Origin of the sequence: Streptomyces sp. NPDC047880 (genome assembly GCF_040706515.1) — a bacterium.
Classification (GTDB): domain Bacteria; phylum Actinomycetota; class Actinomycetes; order Streptomycetales; family Streptomycetaceae; genus Streptomyces.
In genome coordinates this window covers 27,471-44,915 of sequence record NZ_JBEZOK010000036.1, presented here as the reverse complement: position 1 = coordinate 44,915, position 17,445 = coordinate 27,471, and the positions used below count along the sequence as shown (strand labels likewise).

Here is a 17,445-nt window from a genome sequence, read left to right as displayed (position 1 = left end):
TCTCGGCGTGCCGGCCGGAAGCCCTCGTACGGGGCGTACTCGGGCTTTCGGCCGGTGCGGCGAGATGGCGTGCCGGGCGTCGCGACAGGGCGGACGGTGCCTGCCGCGGCACCGGGTCGGACACGGCCCAGGGCCGCGGTCCCGGTTCAGCAGGACCAGTCCTGGTCCATGTCGAGGCCGCCCTCGCGGGGCTGGGTGAACGAGAACCAGTTGCCGGAGTCGTCGCGGAACAGCGCCTCCGTGCCGTACGGACGCTCCTGCGGCTCCTGGAGGAACTCCACGCCGTTGTCCTTGAGCTTCTTGTAGTCGCCGTGGATGTCGTCCGTGGTCAGCACGCCCGCGCCGAGCGCGCCCTTCGTGACGAGCTTCTTGAGCATCTCGGCGGACTCGGGGTCCATCGCGGGCCCGCCGGGCACCATCAGCGTCAGCTCGACGTCGGGCTGGTTCGGCGAGCCGACCGTGAGCCAGCGCATGCCGCCCTCGCCCATGGTCATGTCCGTACGGACCTCGAGGCCCAGCTTCTCGGTGTAGAACTCCTTGGCGCGGTCCTGGTCGAGGACCCAGACGGTCGAGATGGCGAGACCCTTGATCATGGCGTGCTCCTGCTCTGACGCTGCGGCCGGTGGTGCCTGTGCTCTGCCACGGTAGGCAGCGGGGGTGTCAGTGCGCTTCTCCGGAATTGCGCTGTTCGCCGGCACCGGGGGCGGGTCGGAAGCCGCCGGCCCAGAGCATGGCGTAGCAGCCGGGTATGAGGGCGGCGCCCCGGCCCACGTGCTTCGTGCGGTACTCGCTGGGTGTCAGCCCGGTCCAGGCCTTGAAGCGGGCCGAGAACGTGCCGACGCTGCTGAAGCCGACCAGGTGGCAGATCTCCGTCACCGAGAGGTTCGCCGTGCGCAGCAGGTCCTCGGCGCGTTCTATGCGGCGGTGCGTGAGGTACTGGCCGGGGGTCTCGCCGTACACCTCCTTGAAGGCGCGGATGAAGTGGTAGCGCGAGTACCCGGCGTGCGCGGCGACGGTGTCCAGGTCGAGCCCGGGGTCGGCCCAGTCCCGGTCCATCGCGTCCTTGGCCAGCCGGACCTGGCGCGTCCTGTCCATGCGACCGATGGTGACACGGGGGTCCGACATCGGTTCCCGGCTCGTGGCCGGGCATCACGGAGGCCCCCAGGCGGACACTCCCGGAGGCCTTCGCGCGGTGCGGTCAGACGGCCTCGACCACGGGCGCTTGCGCCGCCGTGGCGTCCGGCGTGCCGTCCTCCTTCGGTCCCGCTCCCTTCAGCGGCACCTCCTTGACGAAGACGGCCGCCGCCAGCGCGACCACCGCCACCACGGCCCCGAGCAGGAACGCCGAGTGCGTGCCGGCGGACACCGCGTGCTGGTACGCCTCACGGACCAGCACGGGCAGCTTCTCCAGGCTCTTCGCGTCGAGCTGCGCCGACTGCTCGGTCACCTTGGAGCCCAGCGCCCCGCCCCGCTCCGCCATGACGTCCTGGACGCGGTTGTTGAACAGCGCGCCCATGATCGCGACGCCGAAGGAGGAACCGAGGGTGCGGAAGAGCGTGGTGGACGAGGACGCGACGCCCATGTCCTTCATCTCCACGCTGTTCTGCGCGACCAGCATGGTGATCTGCATCAGGCAGCCCATGCCGAGCCCGACCACGGCCATGAAGACCCCGGACGTCAGACGGGACGTCCCGGTGTCCATCGTGGACAGCAGGTACAGCCCGACGATCATCAGGGCGCTGCCGAGGACCGGGAAGACCTTGTACTTGCCGGTGTTCGTGGTCACCCGCCCGGCGACCATCGAGGTCACGAGCATCGCCCCGAGCATCGGAAGGAGCAGCAGCCCGGAGTTCGTCGCGGACGCGCCCTGCACGGACTGCTGGTACAGCGGCAGGAAGAGCGTGGCGCCGAACATCACGAAGCCGGTGATGAAACCGATGACGGACATCAGCGTGAAGTTGAGGCTGCGGAAGATGTGCAGCGGCACCACCGGTTCCGCGGCCCTGGTCTGCCAGAACACGAACCCGACGAGTGCCGCGACCCCGATGCCGATCAGTTCCATGATCCGCGCGGAGCTCCAGGCGTACTCCGTGCCGCCCCACGTCGTGACGAGCACGATCGCGGTGATGCCCACGGTCAGCAGCGCGGCGCCCAGGTAGTCGATCCGTGCCTTGGAGCGCTTCTTCGGCAGGTGCAGCACGGCGGTGACGGCGACCAGTGCGACCACGCCGAGCGGCAGGTTGATGTAGAAGGCCCAGCGCCAGCCCCAGTTGTCGGTGATCGTGCCGCCGACCAGCGGACCGCCGATCATGGCCAGCGCCATGACACCGGCCATCATCCCCTGGTACTTGCCGCGCTCCCGGGGCGGGATCAGGTCACCGATGATCGCCATGACACCGACCATCAGACCGCCGGCGCCGAGACCCTGCACCGCGCGGAAGCCGATCAGCTCGCCCATGTTCTGGGCCATGCCGCTGAGGGCGGAGCCGATCAGGAAGATCACGATGGAGGAAAGGAACGTGCCCTTGCGGCCGTACATGTCGCCGAGCTTGCCCCACAGCGGGGTGGAGGCCGCGGTCGCGAGGGTGTAGGCGGTGACGACCCAGGAAAGGTGCTCGAGCCCGCCCAGCTCACCGACGATCGTCGGCATCGCGGTGCCGATGATCATGTTGTCGAGCATCGCGAGCATCATGGCGATCATCAGGGCGAGCAGCACGACCCGTACGCTCTTGGGCTGTTTCCCCCCGGCGTCGGCCGCCGGTGTGTCCGTTGTGTCCGTCATCGCTTCCCACTCCCCCAGCTACCGCTACTTACTTGCCGACCGGCTAGTGACTACACTCGGAAGCTAGCCGCGGAACTAGCCGGGCGTCAAGTAAGTTTTATGGAAAGCGGGCGGCGTAGGAGGATGGGCGGCACCATGGACGGCACCAGGCAGCGGCGCCGCGGGAACACCCGCCGGCGCATCCAGGACGTGGCCCTCGAACTCTTCGCCGAGCAGGGCTACGAGAAGACCTCACTGCGCGAGATCGCGGAGCGCCTGGAGGTCACCAAGGCGGCGCTCTACTACCACTTCAAGACGAAGGAAGAGATCCTCGTCAGCATCTTCGAGGACCTCACGCAGCCGATCGAGGACCTGGTCGAGTGGGGCCGGCAGCAGCCGCACACCCTCGCGACCAAGCAGGAGATCATCCGCCGCTACGCCGACACGCTGGCCGAGGCGACCCCGCTGTTCCGCTTCATGCACGAGAACCAGGCGACGGTCAGGGACCTGCGGATCGGCGAGTCCTTCAAGGAGCGCATCCACAGCCTGCGCGACATCATCGTCGACCCCGACGCCGATCTGGTCGACCAGGTCCGCTGCGCCAGCGCGATCTTCACGCTGCACGCCGGGATGTTCCTGCTCCAGGACATGGGAGACGACCCCGAGGAGAAGAACAAAGCCGTCCTCGAGGTCGCCACGGATCTGGTGACCCAGGCCCACCGGGGAGCCGGGGGCTCCTAGTGCCGCGGCCCTGACGGGCCCGCACGGTCAAGCGGGTCAGACCTTCACGCCCTTGGCGCGCAGGAACTTCACCGGGTCGACCGCGGAACCGTAGTTCGGGGTCGTACGGATCTCGAAGTGCAGGTGCGGGCCGCTGGAGTTGCCCGTGTTGCCGGACCTGGCGATCTCCTGGCCGGTCTTGACTATCTGGCCGACGTGCACCTTGACCTTCGACAGGTGGGCGTACTGGGAGTACGTGCCATTGCCGTGCTTGATGACGATGGCGTTGCCGTACGCCGGGCCGTCGCCGGCGCCGTTGCCACCGGCCTTGACCACGGTGCCGCCGTGGGTGGCGAAGACCTGGGTGCCGCTCGGCACGGCGAAGTCCTGACCACTGTGCTTGTGCGCCCACATGCCGCCGTTCTGGGCGAAGCTCGCGGAGAGCGTGTACTTCTTCACCGGGTCCACCCAGGAGGGCGCGGCCTTCTTGGCGGCGGCCTTCTTCTCGGCCTTCACGGCCGCCTTCTTGGCGGCGGCGGCCTTGGCGGCCTTCTCGGCCTTCACGGCCTCGGCCTTGGCGACCTTGGCCTGGGCGGCGGCCTGCGCCTGGACGGCACCGGCGGCCCCGGACGCGGCCGTGGTGTCGGCGGCGGACGCGACCCCGGCTCCCAGTGCGACCGAGACACCAAGGCCGGCGGCCAGCACGGTCGCACGGGTGCGGAGCTGGGACGTACGGGAAGAACGGGACGTGACGCGCTGGGACATCGAAACCTCGCGGGGAAGGGGACGGAGAAAACCACCCGGCGCACAACCGCTCGCCGCATGGCCATCCCTTGGTAACCCGGAGTCCGACAAACTCCCAAAAGCGTGATCTACGACGCTAGTTAGTAAATTGGTTCAGTGTTCTACGTCTCTTGACACAGCAGTCATTCGGGATGAATCAGGACACTGGCCAGCACTTCCACCTCCGCACGGGCAGAAAAATCCCTTTCCTCCCAGCCCGTTATCCACTATTCCAGCTAGTAACGGACATATCGCCTGTGCGGCATGTCACCGGGGGCCCACTTCGGCCATTCCGAAAATGTGGCGCACGCCTCTAGGCGCCTACCGTCCGGTAACCCTACGGTTCCCTTCGCGCCACCCTCGCGCACAAGCATGCACACGACATGTTGGCAGCGTCACGGACGTGAGAGGACCCCCCACGACATGCAGACCCGACGCCCCTGGTTGCGCCGCGCATCAGTGACCGCCGTCTCGGCGGCAGCCCTCGTGGCGATGGCCGCACCGGCAGACGCCGCGACCGCCGCCCGGGCCTCCACGGCCACCGCCACCGCCACCGCCACCTCCGCGGACGTCGACTACGGCACCTGGCAGAAGGACTGCCAGGCCGTGATGGACCAGGCGCTGCCCTATCTGAAGCAGCGGATAGCAGCCACGAAGCCGGGCGAGAAGCAGGCCATCGTCTTCGACATCGACAACACGACGCTGGAGACGGACTTCGGTTTCAGCTACCCCCAGCCGGCCAACAAGCCCGTCCTGGAAGCCGCCAGATACGCGCAGGAGCGCGGCGTGGCGCTGTTCTTCGTGACGGCGCGGCCGGACATCATCGCCGCGTTCACCCAGTACAACCTGAAGCAGACCGGCTACCTGGTCTCCGGCCTCTACGTCCGCAACTTCATCGACCTCTTCAAGAACGTCGCCGACTACAAGACCGCCCAGCGCGTCGACATCGAACGCAAGGGCTACACGATCATCGCGAACATCGGCAACAGCGCCACCGACCTGTCGGGCGGCCACGCAGAGAAGACCTTCAAGCTGCCGGACTACGACGGGCAGCTCTCGTAGGGCGCGGACATGCGGAAGGGGGCCGGTGCCTTTCGGCACCGGCCCCCTTCTCGTCAGGCCGTGACGCTTACGCGTCCTTGCTCAGGTTCGGACCCGTGCCACCGGCCGCCTGCTCGATCGGCGGGACGTCCGGCAGGGCCGACTTCTCCTCGCCGCGGAAGGTGAAGGTCTTGGCCTCGCCCTCGCCCTCGGTGTCGACGACCACGATGTGACCGGGACGCAGCTCGCCGAAGAGGATCTTCTCCGACAGCGAGTCCTCGATCTCGCGCTGGATGGTGCGGCGCAGCGGGCGCGCACCCAGCACGGGGTCGTAGCCCTTCTTCGAGAGCAGCTCCTTGGCGGACTGGGAGAGCTCGATGCCCATGTCCCGGTCCTTCAGGCGCTCGTCCACCTTGCCGATCATCAGGTCGACGATCTTGAGGATGTCGGCCTGGCTGAGCTGCGGGAAGACGACCACGTCGTCGACGCGGTTGAGGAACTCGGGCCGGAAGTGCTGCTTGAGCTCGTCCTGGACCTTGTTCTTCATGCGCTCGTAGTTGGTCTTCGTGTCACCCGAGGCCGCGAAGCCCAGGTTGAAGCCCTTGGAGATGTCCCGGGTGCCGAGGTTGGTCGTCATGATGATGACCGTGTTCTTGAAGTCCACGACCCGGCCCTGGGAGTCGGTCAGGCGACCGTCCTCCAGGATCTGCAGCAGCGAGTTGAAGATGTCCGGGTGGGCCTTCTCGACCTCGTCGAAGAGGACGACCGAGAACGGCTTGCGGCGGACCTTCTCGGTCAGCTGGCCGCCCTCCTCGTAGCCCACGTAGCCGGGGGGCGAACCGAAGAGGCGCGAGACCGTGTGCTTCTCGCTGAACTCCGACATGTCGAGGGAGATCAGCGCGTCCTCGTCACCGAAGAGGAACTCGGCGAGCGCCTTGCTCAGCTCGGTCTTACCGACACCGGACGGGCCGGCGAAGATGAACGAGCCACCGGGACGCTTGGGGTCCTTCAGACCGGCACGCGTACGGCGGATCGCCTTCGACAGCGCCTTGACGGCGTCGTTCTGGCCGATGACCCGCTTGTGGAGCTCCTCCTCCATGCGCAGCAGGCGGGAGGACTCCTCCTCGGTGAGCTTGAAGACCGGGATGCCGGTGGCGGTCGCGAGGACCTCGGCGATCAGCTCGCCGTCGACCTCGGCGACGACGTCCATGTCGCCGGCCTTCCACTCCTTCTCCCGCTTGGCCTTGGCAGCGAGGAGCTGCTTCTCCTTGTCGCGCAGGGAGGCGGCCTTCTCGAAGTCCTGCGAGTCGATCGCGGACTCCTTGTCGCGGCGGACGCCGGCGATCTTCTCGTCGAACTCGCGCAGGTCCGGCGGCGCGGTCATCCGGCGGATGCGCATCCGGGAACCGGCCTCGTCGATCAGGTCGATCGCCTTGTCCGGCAGGAAGCGGTCCGAGATGTACCGGTCGGCCAGGGTGGCGGCCTGGACCAGCGCCTCGTCGGTGATGGAGACGCGGTGGTGCGCCTCGTACCGGTCACGCAGACCCTTGAGGATCTCGATCGTGTGCGGCAGGGACGGCTCCGCGACCTGGATGGGCTGGAAGCGGCGCTCCAGGGCCGCGTCCTTCTCCAGGTGCTTGCGGTACTCGTCCAGCGTGGTGGCACCGATGGTCTGCAGCTCACCGCGGGCCAGCATCGGCTTCAGGATCGAAGCGGCGTCGATGGCGCCCTCGGCGGCACCCGCACCGACCAGCGTGTGGAGCTCGTCGATGAACAGGATGATGTCGCCGCGGGTGCGGATCTCCTTGAGGACCTTCTTCAGGCGCTCCTCGAAGTCACCGCGGTAGCGGGAGCCGGCGACCAGGGCGCCGAGGTCCAGGGTGTAGAGGTGCTTGTCCTTGAGGGTCTCGGGCACCTCGCCCTTGACGATGGCCTGGGCGAGGCCCTCGACGACGGCGGTCTTGCCGACGCCGGGCTCACCGATCAGCACCGGGTTGTTCTTCGTACGGCGGGACAGCACCTGCATGACCCGCTCGATCTCCTTCTCGCGCCCGATGACCGGGTCGAGCTTGGACTCACGAGCGGCCTGGGTGAGGTTCCGGCCGAACTGGTCGAGGACCAGGGACGTGGAGGGGGTGCCCTCGGCAGGACCGCCGGCGGTGGCGGTCTCCTTGCCCTGGTAACCGGAGAGCAGCTGGATGACCTGCTGCCGCACGCGGTTCAGATCTGCGCCCAGCTTCACGAGGACCTGGGCGGCGACGCCCTCGCCCTCGCGGATCAGGCCGAGCAGGATGTGCTCCGTGCCGATGTAGTTGTGACCCAGCTGAAGGGCCTCGCGGAGCGACAGCTCCAGGACCTTCTTGGCACGGGGGGTGAAGGGGATGTGGCCGGACGGGGCCTGCTGGCCCTGGCCGATGATCTCCTCCACCTGCTGGCGGACCGCCTCGAGCGAAATCCCGAGGCTCTCAAGGGCCTTGGCGGCGACACCTTCACCCTCGTGGATCAGGCCCAGGAGGATGTGCTCAGTGCCGATGTAGTTGTGGTTGAGCATCCGGGCTTCTTCCTGAGCCAGGACGACAACCCGCCGCGCGCGGTCGGTGAACCTCTCGAACATCGTTAATCGCTCCTCAGAGCGGTCAGGCAGTGGGGGGAACTTCCCCTCCCTGTCCTTCCGCAGCTTAGTCCCGCAAGCGGGGACCGCTCATTCCAACTGCCGACACCGTCCTTGGCCTCCTGACCCCGAACGCCGACATCTGCTCCAACCCGATGGTGCGAGACGATGTTCCCGCAGGCCAGGCAGATACCCCACTCGCCAGTACGCCGATGGCGAACGTGAGACGTCCTTTCCTGCGTGTCGCCCCCTCCCACTAGGGATGTCTTACCCGCAGGGACCAGAAGACCATGCCGAGCACCCTGTTTCCCTCCGCTACGGGCGAACAACCTTGCGCCTCCCCGCACCACCCACGCGCCCCCATGTCGCGACCCTGCGCACCCGGAGCGCCACCCAACGTAACCAACGCGGCCTTCCGGCTGTTGCACGTGGCATGTTCGGCGCCCCTCAGCCCGTGACCGCATCCTCGTCCCCGCTCGTTCCGCTCCTCCGCCGGCCGCTCGCCCCGGCCGGCGCGAGCGGTCAGGTCCGGCGGTGGTACGAGAACGAACTGGGGTGGCCGACGGTGCCCGGCGATCCGCTGCGCCTGGTCATGGGGGTGCGTTACGACGTCCTGGACGTACCGGCCGAGGCGGGGCACGCGGCGCTGCGGCACTCGGCGCCGGGCTCTCCCGTCGCCCTGCGCGGCGACCGGATGCTGCTCTGGGTGGCCGCGGGCAGCGCGGAGGAGCTTCCGGGGCTGCTGGAGTGGCTGGACTGGGGGGACCTGCCGCTGGATCTGGTCGCGATCGGCGCGGGCGGCCTCATGGAGGCGCCGTCACCCCCGGGGCCTCACGGGGACAGGGCGGTGCCGTCGTCGTGCGCGCCGCACCCTGCGGCGCCCTGCGGGGCGGGTGTTCCGCCTGCTCCGCGGGGCCGGTTCGGTTCCCAGGGGGCCGCTGTGTGGCTGCGGCCCCCCGAGCCGGGATGCGAGGTCGAGGCCTCGCTGCCGACGTTGTCGGCGCCGGGGGGCGCTGGGGACGCCCCCGATCTCGTGCGGCTGGTGAGCACGGTGGCCACGCGGTGCCACCGGATCCGGCTGCGGCGCGCGGGCGCCCAGCCGCCGGCCGTGCGTACGCAGGGTCGGTAGTGCCGCTGTTCAGCCGTTGGCCTTCTCGTAAGCCTCGCGGATGGTCGCGGGAACACGGCCGCGGTCGTTGACCTCGTAGCCGTTCTCCTTCGCCCAGGCGCGGATCGCCGCGGTGTCCTGGCTGCCGCTCGACGCGGCGCGCGCCTTTCCGCGCCCGCCCGAAGCACGGCCTCCGGTACGACGACCGCCCTTCACGTAAGGCTCGAGAAGGCCACGGAGCTTGTCCGCATTGGAAGTGGTGAGATCGATCTCGTACGTCTTGCCGTCCAGCGCGAACGTCACGGTCTCGTCCGCCTCGCCACCGTCGAGGTCGTCGACAAGAAGGACCTGAACCTTCTGTGCCACCGGATTTCCTTTCATCGATATCTTCAGGGCCGGGGTGTGCCGGCGTCCGCCGTATCGCCGTCCCCTGTTATATGCAGTACTGCAGTACCTCGGAAAGCAAACCGCTTTTGCCGGAAAAACACAAACCCCCGGCTGAGACCGGCAGCCCGGGCTCGGTCCGGAAACGTGCGCGTTTCGGACATAGGGAACCGGGGCAGGGCGGCCGGGCGGAATATGCCTTGACGAACCGGCCGTGCCCTCTTGCGGCCGGCCGGCATCCGGCGATCACAGATGCAAGAGCATCCGGCTGTTGCCCAAGGTGTTCGGTTTCACTCGTTCGAGTCCGAGGAACTCCGCGACACCCTCGTCATAGGAACGCAGCAGCTCCGCGTAGACATCCGTGTCGACGGGTGTCTCGCCGATCTCCACGAAGCCGTGCTTGGTGAAGAAGTCGACTTCGAAGGTCAGACAGAAAACCCGGCGAACGCCGAGCCAGCGGGCGGTCTGCAGCAACTTCTCCAGGACACGGTGTCCGACACCCGCGCCCTTCAGGCCGGGCTTCACCGCGAGAGTGCGGACTTCCGCGAGGTCTTCCCACATCACGTGCAGCGCCCCGCAGCCGACGACCTCGGCGTTGTCGTCCCGTTCCGCGACCCAGAACTCCTGGATGTCCTCGTAAAGCGTCACCGTCGCTTTGTCGAGCAGGATGCGGCCGCGCACGTAGGCGTCAAGGAGGCCGCGCACGGCCGGGACATCGCTGGTGCGGGCCCGCCGGACGGTGATGGCTTTTGCGGCGGCTTCGGGGCTCTTCGCGGACATGACGGGACGCTATCGCCCGTCCCGATCCTGAGCGGAGGCGGGGTTCTCCGGAGGGGCTTCCCCGGGTTCCGGCCGTTCGGGCCGTTCTGCGGATTCCGACGGAACGGTCGGTTCCTGGGTTTCCGGACCCTGCACGATCCGTACGGCATCGCTGAGTGACTGCCGCTGTTCCTCGCTCATCATGCCGAAGAAGGCGACGAGAGCGGCGGCGGGGTTGTCGCTCTGCGACCAGGCCTCGTTCATCAGGGCGGCCGCGTAGGCGGCGCGGGTGGAGACCGCCTCATATCGATAGGCACGGCCTTCCGCCTCGCGGCGCACCCAGCCCTTCTGATGGAGATTGTCCAAAACGGTCATCACGGTGGTGTACGCGATGGACCGCTCCTTCTGAAGATCTTCCAGGACTTCTCGAACGGTCACCGGGCGGTTCCACTTCCACACCCGCGACATGACCGCGTCTTCGAGTTCTCCCAATGGGCGAGGCACAGCTCAGAACAATAGTGGGAGATCCGGGTAATGGCGTGGCGGACGTGCGCTTCACCGGCGAAAGTGAACAAAAAGGGCGTACGGCTCGGGAGCGCGGGCGCCGCGGGGTGCGGGTCCGCCGAGTCGTACGCCCTCGGAGGGGGTGAGGTCAGGCGTCGGCCGTCGGAGACGTCACGCCGGACTGGCGGGCGCCCTCCACGCGCGCGAGGGCGGCGTCCACGGCCGCGTCCTCCTTGGCCTTGTTGGCGCCGCCCTGGGTCTTCACGATCACCCGGATCACGCCGATGAAGAAGACGGCCATGACGGCCGGGGGCAGCAGCGCGGAGACGTAGTCCATGGCTCCAGGGTAGCCACGTCAGCCCGCGGCGAGCTGCTGGGGGCCGGCGGGCGGGGGCGGGGCCGGCTTGCGGCGCGGGAAGACCTCGCCCGGGGTGGGGATCGGGCGGGAGGGCTTGGGTGCGCCGGGGGCGGGGGCGGGCTTGGGAGGCGCGGGCTTGCGTGCGGGCTTCTTCTCGGGCTGCTTCTCCGGGCCGTCGGCGGCGTCACCGGCCGGCGTGCAGCGGCCGCCGGCGATCGCCAGGAGGCGGGTGCGGGTGCGCGAGCCGGGCACGACGGCCACGGGGGCGGGCGCGGCGACCGCCGGGGCGGGCGTGCAGCGGTCCAGGAGGGCCGCCGCGGCGGGATTGCCGCGCAGGGCGCGCAGGGCGGCGAGGTCGTCGGGGACGGGGCCGTAACCGGCGCCCAGGGCCTCGTCCAGGAGTGCGAGATAGCCGGCGGCGGTGCCGGGGAGGGCAGCGCGGTACCGGCCCAGGTCGGCCACGAGGAAGGCACGCAGCCTGGCTCCCTCCCGCAGCGCCTCGTCGAGCGACTCTGCGAGACGGAGACAGTCCTGGACGTCTTCGGCCGAGGCGGGGGTGGGGTGGAGGGCAAGGGCGAGAGCGCGGCGGAGCACACGCAGCTCCTCCACACCGAACGCCATGCCGCCGCGGGATCCGTAGGGCGTGGGCATGCGGCGACGATACGCGCTAATCAGACAAATCTCGCATAGGGGACGGGTGTGGCGCGGGGGACCACTCGTCCCGCCTAGGGCAGGGGCGGGGGGTGGCGGGCTTCGCTCACCCCGACCGCCGGCCGCCGGCCACTCACATGCGTGACACGTTCCGCTCGTACACCAGCCGCAGTCCGATCAGCGTCAGCCACGGTTCGTGCTCGTCGATCACCGACGACTCGCCCAGGACCATCGGCGCGAGGCCGCCCGTCGCGATGACGGTGACGTCGTCGGGGTCCTCCGCCAGCTCGCGGGCCATACGGTTGACGACGCCGTCGACCTGGCCGGCGAAGCCGTAGATGACGCCCGACTGCATCGCCTCGACCGTGTTCTTGCCGATGACGCTGCGGGGCCGGGCCACCTCGATCTTGCGCAGCTGGGCGCCGCGGACACCCAGCGCCTCCACGGAGATCTCGATGCCGGGCGAGATGACCCCGCCGACGTACTCCCCTCGCGCGCTGACCGCGTCGAACGTCGTCGCCGTGCCGAAGTCGACGACGATGGCGGGGCCGCCGTACAGCTCGACCGCGGCGACCGCGTTGATGATGCGGTCGGCGCCGACCTCCTTGGGGTTGTCCATGAGGATCGGCACGCCCGTCTTGACGCCCGGTTCGACGAGGATGGCGGGCACGTCGCCGTAGTAGCGGCGGGTCACCTCGCGGAGCTCGTGCAGGACCGAGGGGACGGTCGCGCAGATGGCGATGCCGTCGATGCCGTCGCCCAGCTCGTCGCCGAGGAGCGGGTGCATGCCCATCAGGCCCTGGAGGAGGACCGCCAGTTCGTCGGCGGTGCGGCGCGCGTCCGTGGAGATGCGCCAGTGTTCGACGATCTCGTCGCCGTCGAACAGGCCGAGGACGGTGTGGGTGTTTCCTACGTCGATCGTCAGCAGCATGGCCCGTACCGCCCCTACTCCGCCGGCCGCAGGTCCAGGCCGATGTCCAGGATCGGCGAGGAGTGGGTGAGGGCTCCGACGGCGAGGTAGTCGACACCGGTGTCGGCGTACGCCTTGGCGTTGTCGAGGGTGAGGCGGCCGGAGGCCTCCAGGGCGGCGCGGCCCTGGACGATGGCGACGGCCTCCGCGCACTGCGCCGGGGTGAAGTTGTCCAGGAGGATCAGGTCGGCGCCGGTGTCCAGGACCTCGCGGAGCTGGTCCAGGGTGTCGACCTCGACCTCGATGGGGACGTCGGGGAAGCGTTCGCGGACCGCCTGGAAGGCCTGGGCGACGCCGCCCGCGGCGACCACGTGGTTGTCCTTGACCAGCGCCGCGTCCGACAGGGACATGCGGTGGTTGACGCCGCCGCCGCAGCGGACCGCGTACTTCTCCAGGGAGCGCAGTCCCGGGGTGGTCTTACGGGTGTCGCGGACCCTTGCCCTGGTGCCGTCCAGGACGTCCGCCCACGCGCGCGTGGCCGTCGCGATGCCCGACAGGCGGCACAGGATGTTCAGGGCGCTGCGCTCGGCCGTGAGGAGGTCGCGGGTGCGGGTGGTGACGGAGAGCAGCTTCTGGCCCGCCTCGACGCGGTCGCCGTCCTCGGCGTGGCGCTCGATCTCGAGCTCCTCCTCGCAGACGACCGAGATGACCGCCTCGGCGACGCGCAGGCCGGACACGGTGCCCGCCTCGCGTGCGGTGAAGTCGGCCGTGGCCACCGCGTCCTCGGGGATGGTCGCCACCGTCGTCACGTCCACGCCGTGGGCCAGGTCCTCCTGGAGGGCCACGTTGGCGATGTCCTCGACCTCGACGGGGTCGAGGCCGGCGTCGGCCAGGAGCTGGGCGAGTGCGGGGTCCAGGCCGCACTCCAGGTATGCCTCGTCGTCCGCGCCGCAGGCGCAGCCGTCTCCGCAGCCTCCGGAGGAGGCGAGGGGAAGGTCGGGGGTGCTCACGTCGGTCACTGCTCCTGGGGGGGCCTGGGTGGGGAGGGTCGGGGGGAAGTGTGTGGTGTCCGTGGTGCGCACGGCCAGCGTGCGGTCCGGATTCAGGGTGACGACGATGTGGCGCCGCCAGGTGGTGTCGTCGCGCTCGGGGCGGTCCTCGCGCCAGTGGCAGCCCCGGGTCTCCTCGCGCAGCAGGGCGGCGGCGACCAGGACGCGGGCCACGCACAGCAGGTTGGTGGCCTCCCAGGTGTCGACGCCGGCCTCGGCCGTCTTGCCGTTCTCGGCGAGGGCCTCCCGGGCGTCGGTGTGCAGGCGCTGGAGCTGGTCGGCGGCCTTGCTGAGGGAGCCGGCCGACCGCAGGACGCCCGCCCCGCCCGTCATGATCCGCTGGATGGCGAAACGGGCTTCCGGGGTCTGCAGGGGGTGCTCGGGGATCTCCGGGTGCGGGACCGGCTGGGGCACGCGCGCACCCAAGCCGTTCGCCACGATGTCGTCCGCGAGGCGCTCGGCGTAGACGAGGCCTTCGAGCAGGGAGTTGGAAGCCAGCCGGTTGGCTCCGTGCACGCCGGTGCAGGCGACCTCGCCGCACGCGTACAGGCCGGGGACGGTCGTACGGCCGTGGGAGTCGGTGCGGACGCCGCCGGAGGCGTAGTGGGCGGCCGGGGCGACCGGGATGGGGTCGGTGACCGGGTCGATGCCGTGGGCGCGGCAGGCGGCCAGGATCGTCGGGAAGCGGTGCTCCCACATCTGCGCGCCGAAGTGCCGGCCGTCCAGGTACATGTGCTCGGCGTCCTGCTCCAGCATGCGGCGCAGGATGCCCTTGGCGACGATGTCGCGGGGGGCGAGTTCGGCGAGCTCGTGCTGTCCGACCATGAAGCGCACGCCGTCGGCGTCGATCAGGTGGGCGCCCTCGCCGCGCACGGCCTCGGAGACCAGGGGCTGCTGCCCCTCCGCGTCCGGTCCGAGGAACAGCACGGTCGGGTGGAACTGGACGAACTCCAGGTCGCTGACCTCCGCCCCGGCCCGCAGCGCGAGCGCCACGCCGTCGCCCGTCGACACCGACGGGTTGGTGGTCGCGGAGAAGACCTGGCCCATGCCGCCGGTCGCGAGGACCACGGCGGGGGCGTGGACGGCCCCCACACCGTCGTGCTGGCCCTCCCCCATGACGTGCAGGGTCACGCCGGCGGTGCGGCCCTCCTCGTCCGTGAGGAGGTCCAGGACGAGCGCGTTCTCGATGGTGCGCATGCCCCGCGCGCGTACCGCCTCGACCAGGGCGCGGGAGATCTCGGCGCCGGTGGCGTCACCGCCGGCGTGGGCGATGCGGCGGCGGTGGTGACCGCCCTCGCGGGTGAGCTCCAGCCCGCCCGCGGCGGACTCGTCGAACCGGGCGCCGGTCTCGATGAGGCGGCGTACGGCGCCGGGGCCCTCGGTGACCAGGAGCCGGACCGCGTCCTGGTCGCAGAGGCCGACGCCCGCGACCAGGGTGTCCTCGAGGTGCTGCTCGGGGGTGTCGCCCTCGCCGAGGGCCGCGGCGATGCCGCCCTGGGCCCAGCGGGTGGAGCCGTCGTCGAGACGGGCCTTGGTGACGACGACCGTGTGCAGGCCGGCCGCCTCGCAGCGCAGCGCCGCGGTCAGGCCGGCGACACCGGAGCCGACGACGACCACGTCCGCGGAGATGGACCAGCCGGGGGCGGGCGCGTGCAGACGTATGCCTGTGGTGGTCACGAGGCGGCTCCGAAGCGTGTGAAGGTGAGCGGGACGTTGTCGATCAGCCGGGTCGCCCCGACCCGGGCGGCGACGGCGAGGACCGCGTCGCCCGTGAAGTCGTCCCCGATCTCGGTGAAGTCGGACGGGTCCACCAGGGCGAGGTAGTCCAGCACCAGCGGCGGCTCGAGGCGGGCGGCCTCGTCCAGGACCTGGCGGGCGGCGGCGCGGACGGCCGACGGTCCGCCCGGGACGGCCGTCGCCACGGCGTGCGCGTCCGCCGCCGCACGGGACTCCCCTATGGCGCTGAGCGCCTCGGCACGCGCGCGCGTGGCGGGCACTTCGCGGGCCCGGGCCCGCAGCGCCTCCTGCGCGGCATGCCGGTCCTGGCCCGCGAACAGCGCCCCGGACAGGGCGAGGGCGGTGCGCCGCTCCGCCGCCGACAGGTAGCGGTTGCGGCTCGACAGGGCCAGGCCGTCCTCCTCACGGACGGTGGGCACGCCGACGATCTCCACGCCGAAGTTCAGGTCCCGCACCATGCGGCGGATCAGGGCCAGCTGCTGGGCGTCCTTCTGGCCGTACAGGGCGACGTCGGGCCGGGTGAGGTGCAGCAGCTTGGCGACGACGGTGAGCATGCCGTCGAAGTGGCCGGGGCGGGACGAGCCCTCCAGTCGCCCGCCCATGGGGCCGGCGGTGATGCGGACCTGCGGTTCGCCGCCCGGGTAGACCTCGTCGACGGCGGGGGCGAAGACGACGTCCGCGCCCGATTCCCCGGCGAGCGCGAGGTCGGCGTCCAGGGTGCGCGGGTAGCGGTCGAGGTCCTCGCCCTGGCCGAACTGCAGCGGGTTGACGAAGACGGTGACGACGACCTCGCCGTCCGGGCCGGCGATGCCGCGCGCGGTGCGGATGAGGGTGGCGTGGCCCTCGTGCAGGGCGCCCATGGTCATCACCACGGCGCGGCGGCACGCACGCGCGCGTGCGTGCAGCTCGGCGGCGGTGCGCAGGAGGGTGGTGGTCATCGGGCGTCCCCTTCGGTGCCGTCGGTCCCGTGGGCGAGTACCCCGAGGAGGTCCTCGGCGAGTTCCGGCTTCAGCAGGCCGTGGGCCAGGGCCCGGTCGGCGGTCGCCCGGGCCATCGCCAGGTAGCCGTCGACGGCCTGGGGAGCGTGCCGGCGCAGCTCGGTGACGTGCGCGGCGACCGTGCCCGCGTCGCCGCGCGCGACCGGGCCGGTGAGGGCCGCGTCGCCGGAGCGCAGGGCGTTGTCCAGGGCGGCGCCGAGCAGCGGGCCGAGCATCCGGTCGGGGGCCGCGACACCGGCCGCGCTCAGCAGTTCCATGGACTGGGCGACCAGCGTGACCAGATGGTTGGCGCCCAGGGCGAGCGCCGCGTGGTAGAGCGGCCGGTTCTCCTCGGCGATCCACTCCGGCTCGCCGCCCATCTCGATGACGAGGGCCTCGGCGGCCAGGCGCAGCTCCTCGGGGGCGGTGACGCCGAAGGAGCAGCCGGCCAGCCGCTGGACGTCGACGGGTGTGCCCGTGAAGGTCATCGCGGGGTGCAGGGCGAGCGGCAGGGCGCCCGCGCGCAGGGCGGGGTCCAGGACCCGCGCGCCGTACAGCCCGGAGGTGTGGACGAGGAGCTGCCCGGGCCGGACGGATCCGGTGTCGGCGAGCCCGGTGACGAGGTCGGGCAGGGCGTCGTCGGGGACGGTCAGCAGCACCAGGTCGGCCCGCTTCAGGACCTCGGCGGGCGGCATCACCGGCACGTCCGGCAGCAGGTGCGCGGCGCGGCGCCGGGAGGCGTCCGAGACCGCGGAGACGGCGACCGGGCGGTGCCCGGCGAGCTGCAGGGACGCGGCGAGCGCGGGACCCACACGGCCGGCGCCGACGACGCCGACGGTGAGCCGCGCGGGGCGGTCCTTGGGATCTGGCTGTGGGGTTGTGTTCACTCGACGGCGGCCTTCCCGTTCCAGTCCGCTCCGGGTACCGGACGATTTCTCGTCATGTTAACGCGATCGGTTCGAGGGGCGTTCGGCTGTCCACAGGCTGCTGTCCACAGGCTGTGCATGCCCGAGCGGCATTCCCCCAAGGGCGTGCGGCCATGCGGACGCCCGGCCGCACGCGCGCGGGTCAGGGAAATGCGGATGCCATGCC

Annotated in this window: 17 protein-coding genes and 1 pseudogene; 3 read left to right on the top strand and 15 right to left on the bottom strand. The window is 70.5% G+C overall.

The window, feature by feature from the left end; genetic code table 11:
* Positions 1-146: 146 nt before the first annotated feature.
* From AB0937_RS35785 to AB0937_RS35775, 3 genes are all read right to left on the bottom strand, one after another.
* Complete coding sequence (locus AB0937_RS35785; RefSeq protein WP_366717931.1) at positions 147-593, bottom strand: VOC family protein; 447 nt, start codon at positions 591-593, stop codon at positions 147-149.
* Positions 594-660: 67 nt separating this feature from the next.
* Positions 661-1,095 (bottom strand): helix-turn-helix transcriptional regulator, encoded by a 435-nt coding sequence (locus tag AB0937_RS35780; protein WP_366717929.1) that lies wholly within the window; start codon positions 1,093-1,095, stop codon positions 661-663.
* A 103-nt stretch (positions 1,096-1,198) separates the two neighbouring features.
* The gene (locus AB0937_RS35775) at positions 1,199-2,782 is read right to left on the bottom strand and encodes an MDR family MFS transporter (protein ID WP_366717927.1); all 1,584 of its coding nucleotides are present in this window, start codon (positions 2,780-2,782) and stop codon (positions 1,199-1,201) included.
* A gap of 123 nt (positions 2,783-2,905) precedes the next feature.
* On the opposite strand from AB0937_RS35775, the gene AB0937_RS35770 reads away from it, so the two are divergent.
* Positions 2,906-3,502: a helix-turn-helix domain-containing protein gene (locus AB0937_RS35770; RefSeq protein ID WP_366717925.1), complete on the top strand. Its 597-nt coding sequence runs from the start codon at positions 2,906-2,908 to the stop codon at positions 3,500-3,502.
* Between the two features lie 36 nt (positions 3,503-3,538).
* Here the strand turns inward: AB0937_RS35770 and AB0937_RS35765 are convergent, their stop codons facing one another.
* A complete protein-coding gene (locus AB0937_RS35765; protein ID WP_366717923.1) occupies positions 3,539-4,246 on the bottom strand; it encodes a M23 family metallopeptidase in 708 nt (235 codons plus the stop codon).
* Between the two features lie 441 nt (positions 4,247-4,687).
* Here AB0937_RS35765 and AB0937_RS35760 point away from each other — a divergent pair, with 441 nt between their 5' ends.
* Positions 4,688-5,326, top strand: coding sequence for an HAD family acid phosphatase (locus AB0937_RS35760; protein ID WP_366717922.1), 639 nt, complete (start codon positions 4,688-4,690; stop codon positions 5,324-5,326).
* A gap of 67 nt (positions 5,327-5,393) precedes the next feature.
* Here the strand turns inward: AB0937_RS35760 and AB0937_RS35755 are convergent, their stop codons facing one another.
* Positions 5,394-7,919 (bottom strand): ATP-dependent Clp protease ATP-binding subunit, encoded by a 2,526-nt coding sequence (locus tag AB0937_RS35755; protein WP_366717920.1) that lies wholly within the window; start codon positions 7,917-7,919, stop codon positions 5,394-5,396.
* 430 nt (positions 7,920-8,349) lie between these two features.
* Here AB0937_RS35755 and AB0937_RS35750 point away from each other — a divergent pair, with 430 nt between their 5' ends.
* A complete protein-coding gene (locus AB0937_RS35750) occupies positions 8,350-9,045 on the top strand; it encodes an SCO3374 family protein (protein WP_366717918.1) in 696 nt (231 codons plus the stop codon).
* Positions 9,046-9,054: 9 nt separating this feature from the next.
* Here the strand turns inward: AB0937_RS35750 and AB0937_RS35745 are convergent, their stop codons facing one another.
* The 10 genes and pseudogenes from AB0937_RS35745 to AB0937_RS35700 form a co-directional block, all read right to left on the bottom strand.
* Entirely contained in the window at positions 9,055-9,390 is a 336-nt protein-coding gene (locus AB0937_RS35745; protein ID WP_053673923.1) for an Lsr2 family protein, read from the bottom strand.
* A gap of 264 nt (positions 9,391-9,654) precedes the next feature.
* Complete coding sequence (locus tag AB0937_RS35740; protein ID WP_234850358.1) at positions 9,655-10,188, bottom strand: amino-acid N-acetyltransferase; 534 nt, start codon at positions 10,186-10,188, stop codon at positions 9,655-9,657.
* Between the two features lie 9 nt (positions 10,189-10,197).
* A complete protein-coding gene (locus AB0937_RS35735) occupies positions 10,198-10,671 on the bottom strand; it encodes a BlaI/MecI/CopY family transcriptional regulator (protein ID WP_366717916.1) in 474 nt (157 codons plus the stop codon).
* A 148-nt stretch (positions 10,672-10,819) separates the two neighbouring features.
* Complete coding sequence (locus AB0937_RS35730) at positions 10,820-11,008, bottom strand: hypothetical protein (protein WP_366717915.1); 189 nt, start codon at positions 11,006-11,008, stop codon at positions 10,820-10,822.
* A gap of 18 nt (positions 11,009-11,026) precedes the next feature.
* Positions 11,027-11,680 (bottom strand): hypothetical protein, encoded by a 654-nt coding sequence (locus tag AB0937_RS35725; protein ID WP_366717913.1) that lies wholly within the window; start codon positions 11,678-11,680, stop codon positions 11,027-11,029.
* A 133-nt stretch (positions 11,681-11,813) separates the two neighbouring features.
* Entirely contained in the window at positions 11,814-12,611 is a 798-nt protein-coding gene (locus AB0937_RS35720) for a type III pantothenate kinase (RefSeq protein WP_361113391.1), read from the bottom strand.
* 14 nt (positions 12,612-12,625) lie between these two features.
* Complete coding sequence (gene nadC / locus AB0937_RS35715; RefSeq protein ID WP_366717972.1) at positions 12,626-13,435, bottom strand: carboxylating nicotinate-nucleotide diphosphorylase; 810 nt, start codon at positions 13,433-13,435, stop codon at positions 12,626-12,628.
* Positions 13,436-13,636: 201 nt separating this feature from the next.
* Positions 13,637-15,316 (bottom strand): annotated as a pseudogene (locus tag AB0937_RS35710) (L-aspartate oxidase); the annotation flags it as partial.
* Positions 15,313-16,314, bottom strand: coding sequence for a pantoate--beta-alanine ligase (gene panC, locus AB0937_RS35705; RefSeq protein ID WP_366717911.1), 1,002 nt, complete (start codon positions 16,312-16,314; stop codon positions 15,313-15,315). The gene panC and the pseudogene AB0937_RS35710, both read right to left, overlap by 4 nt.
* Entirely contained in the window at positions 16,311-17,240 is a 930-nt protein-coding gene (locus AB0937_RS35700) for a DUF2520 domain-containing protein (protein ID WP_366717909.1), read from the bottom strand. Before AB0937_RS35700 ends, panC begins: the two co-directional genes overlap by 4 nt.
* Positions 17,241-17,445: the final 205 nt, after the last annotated feature.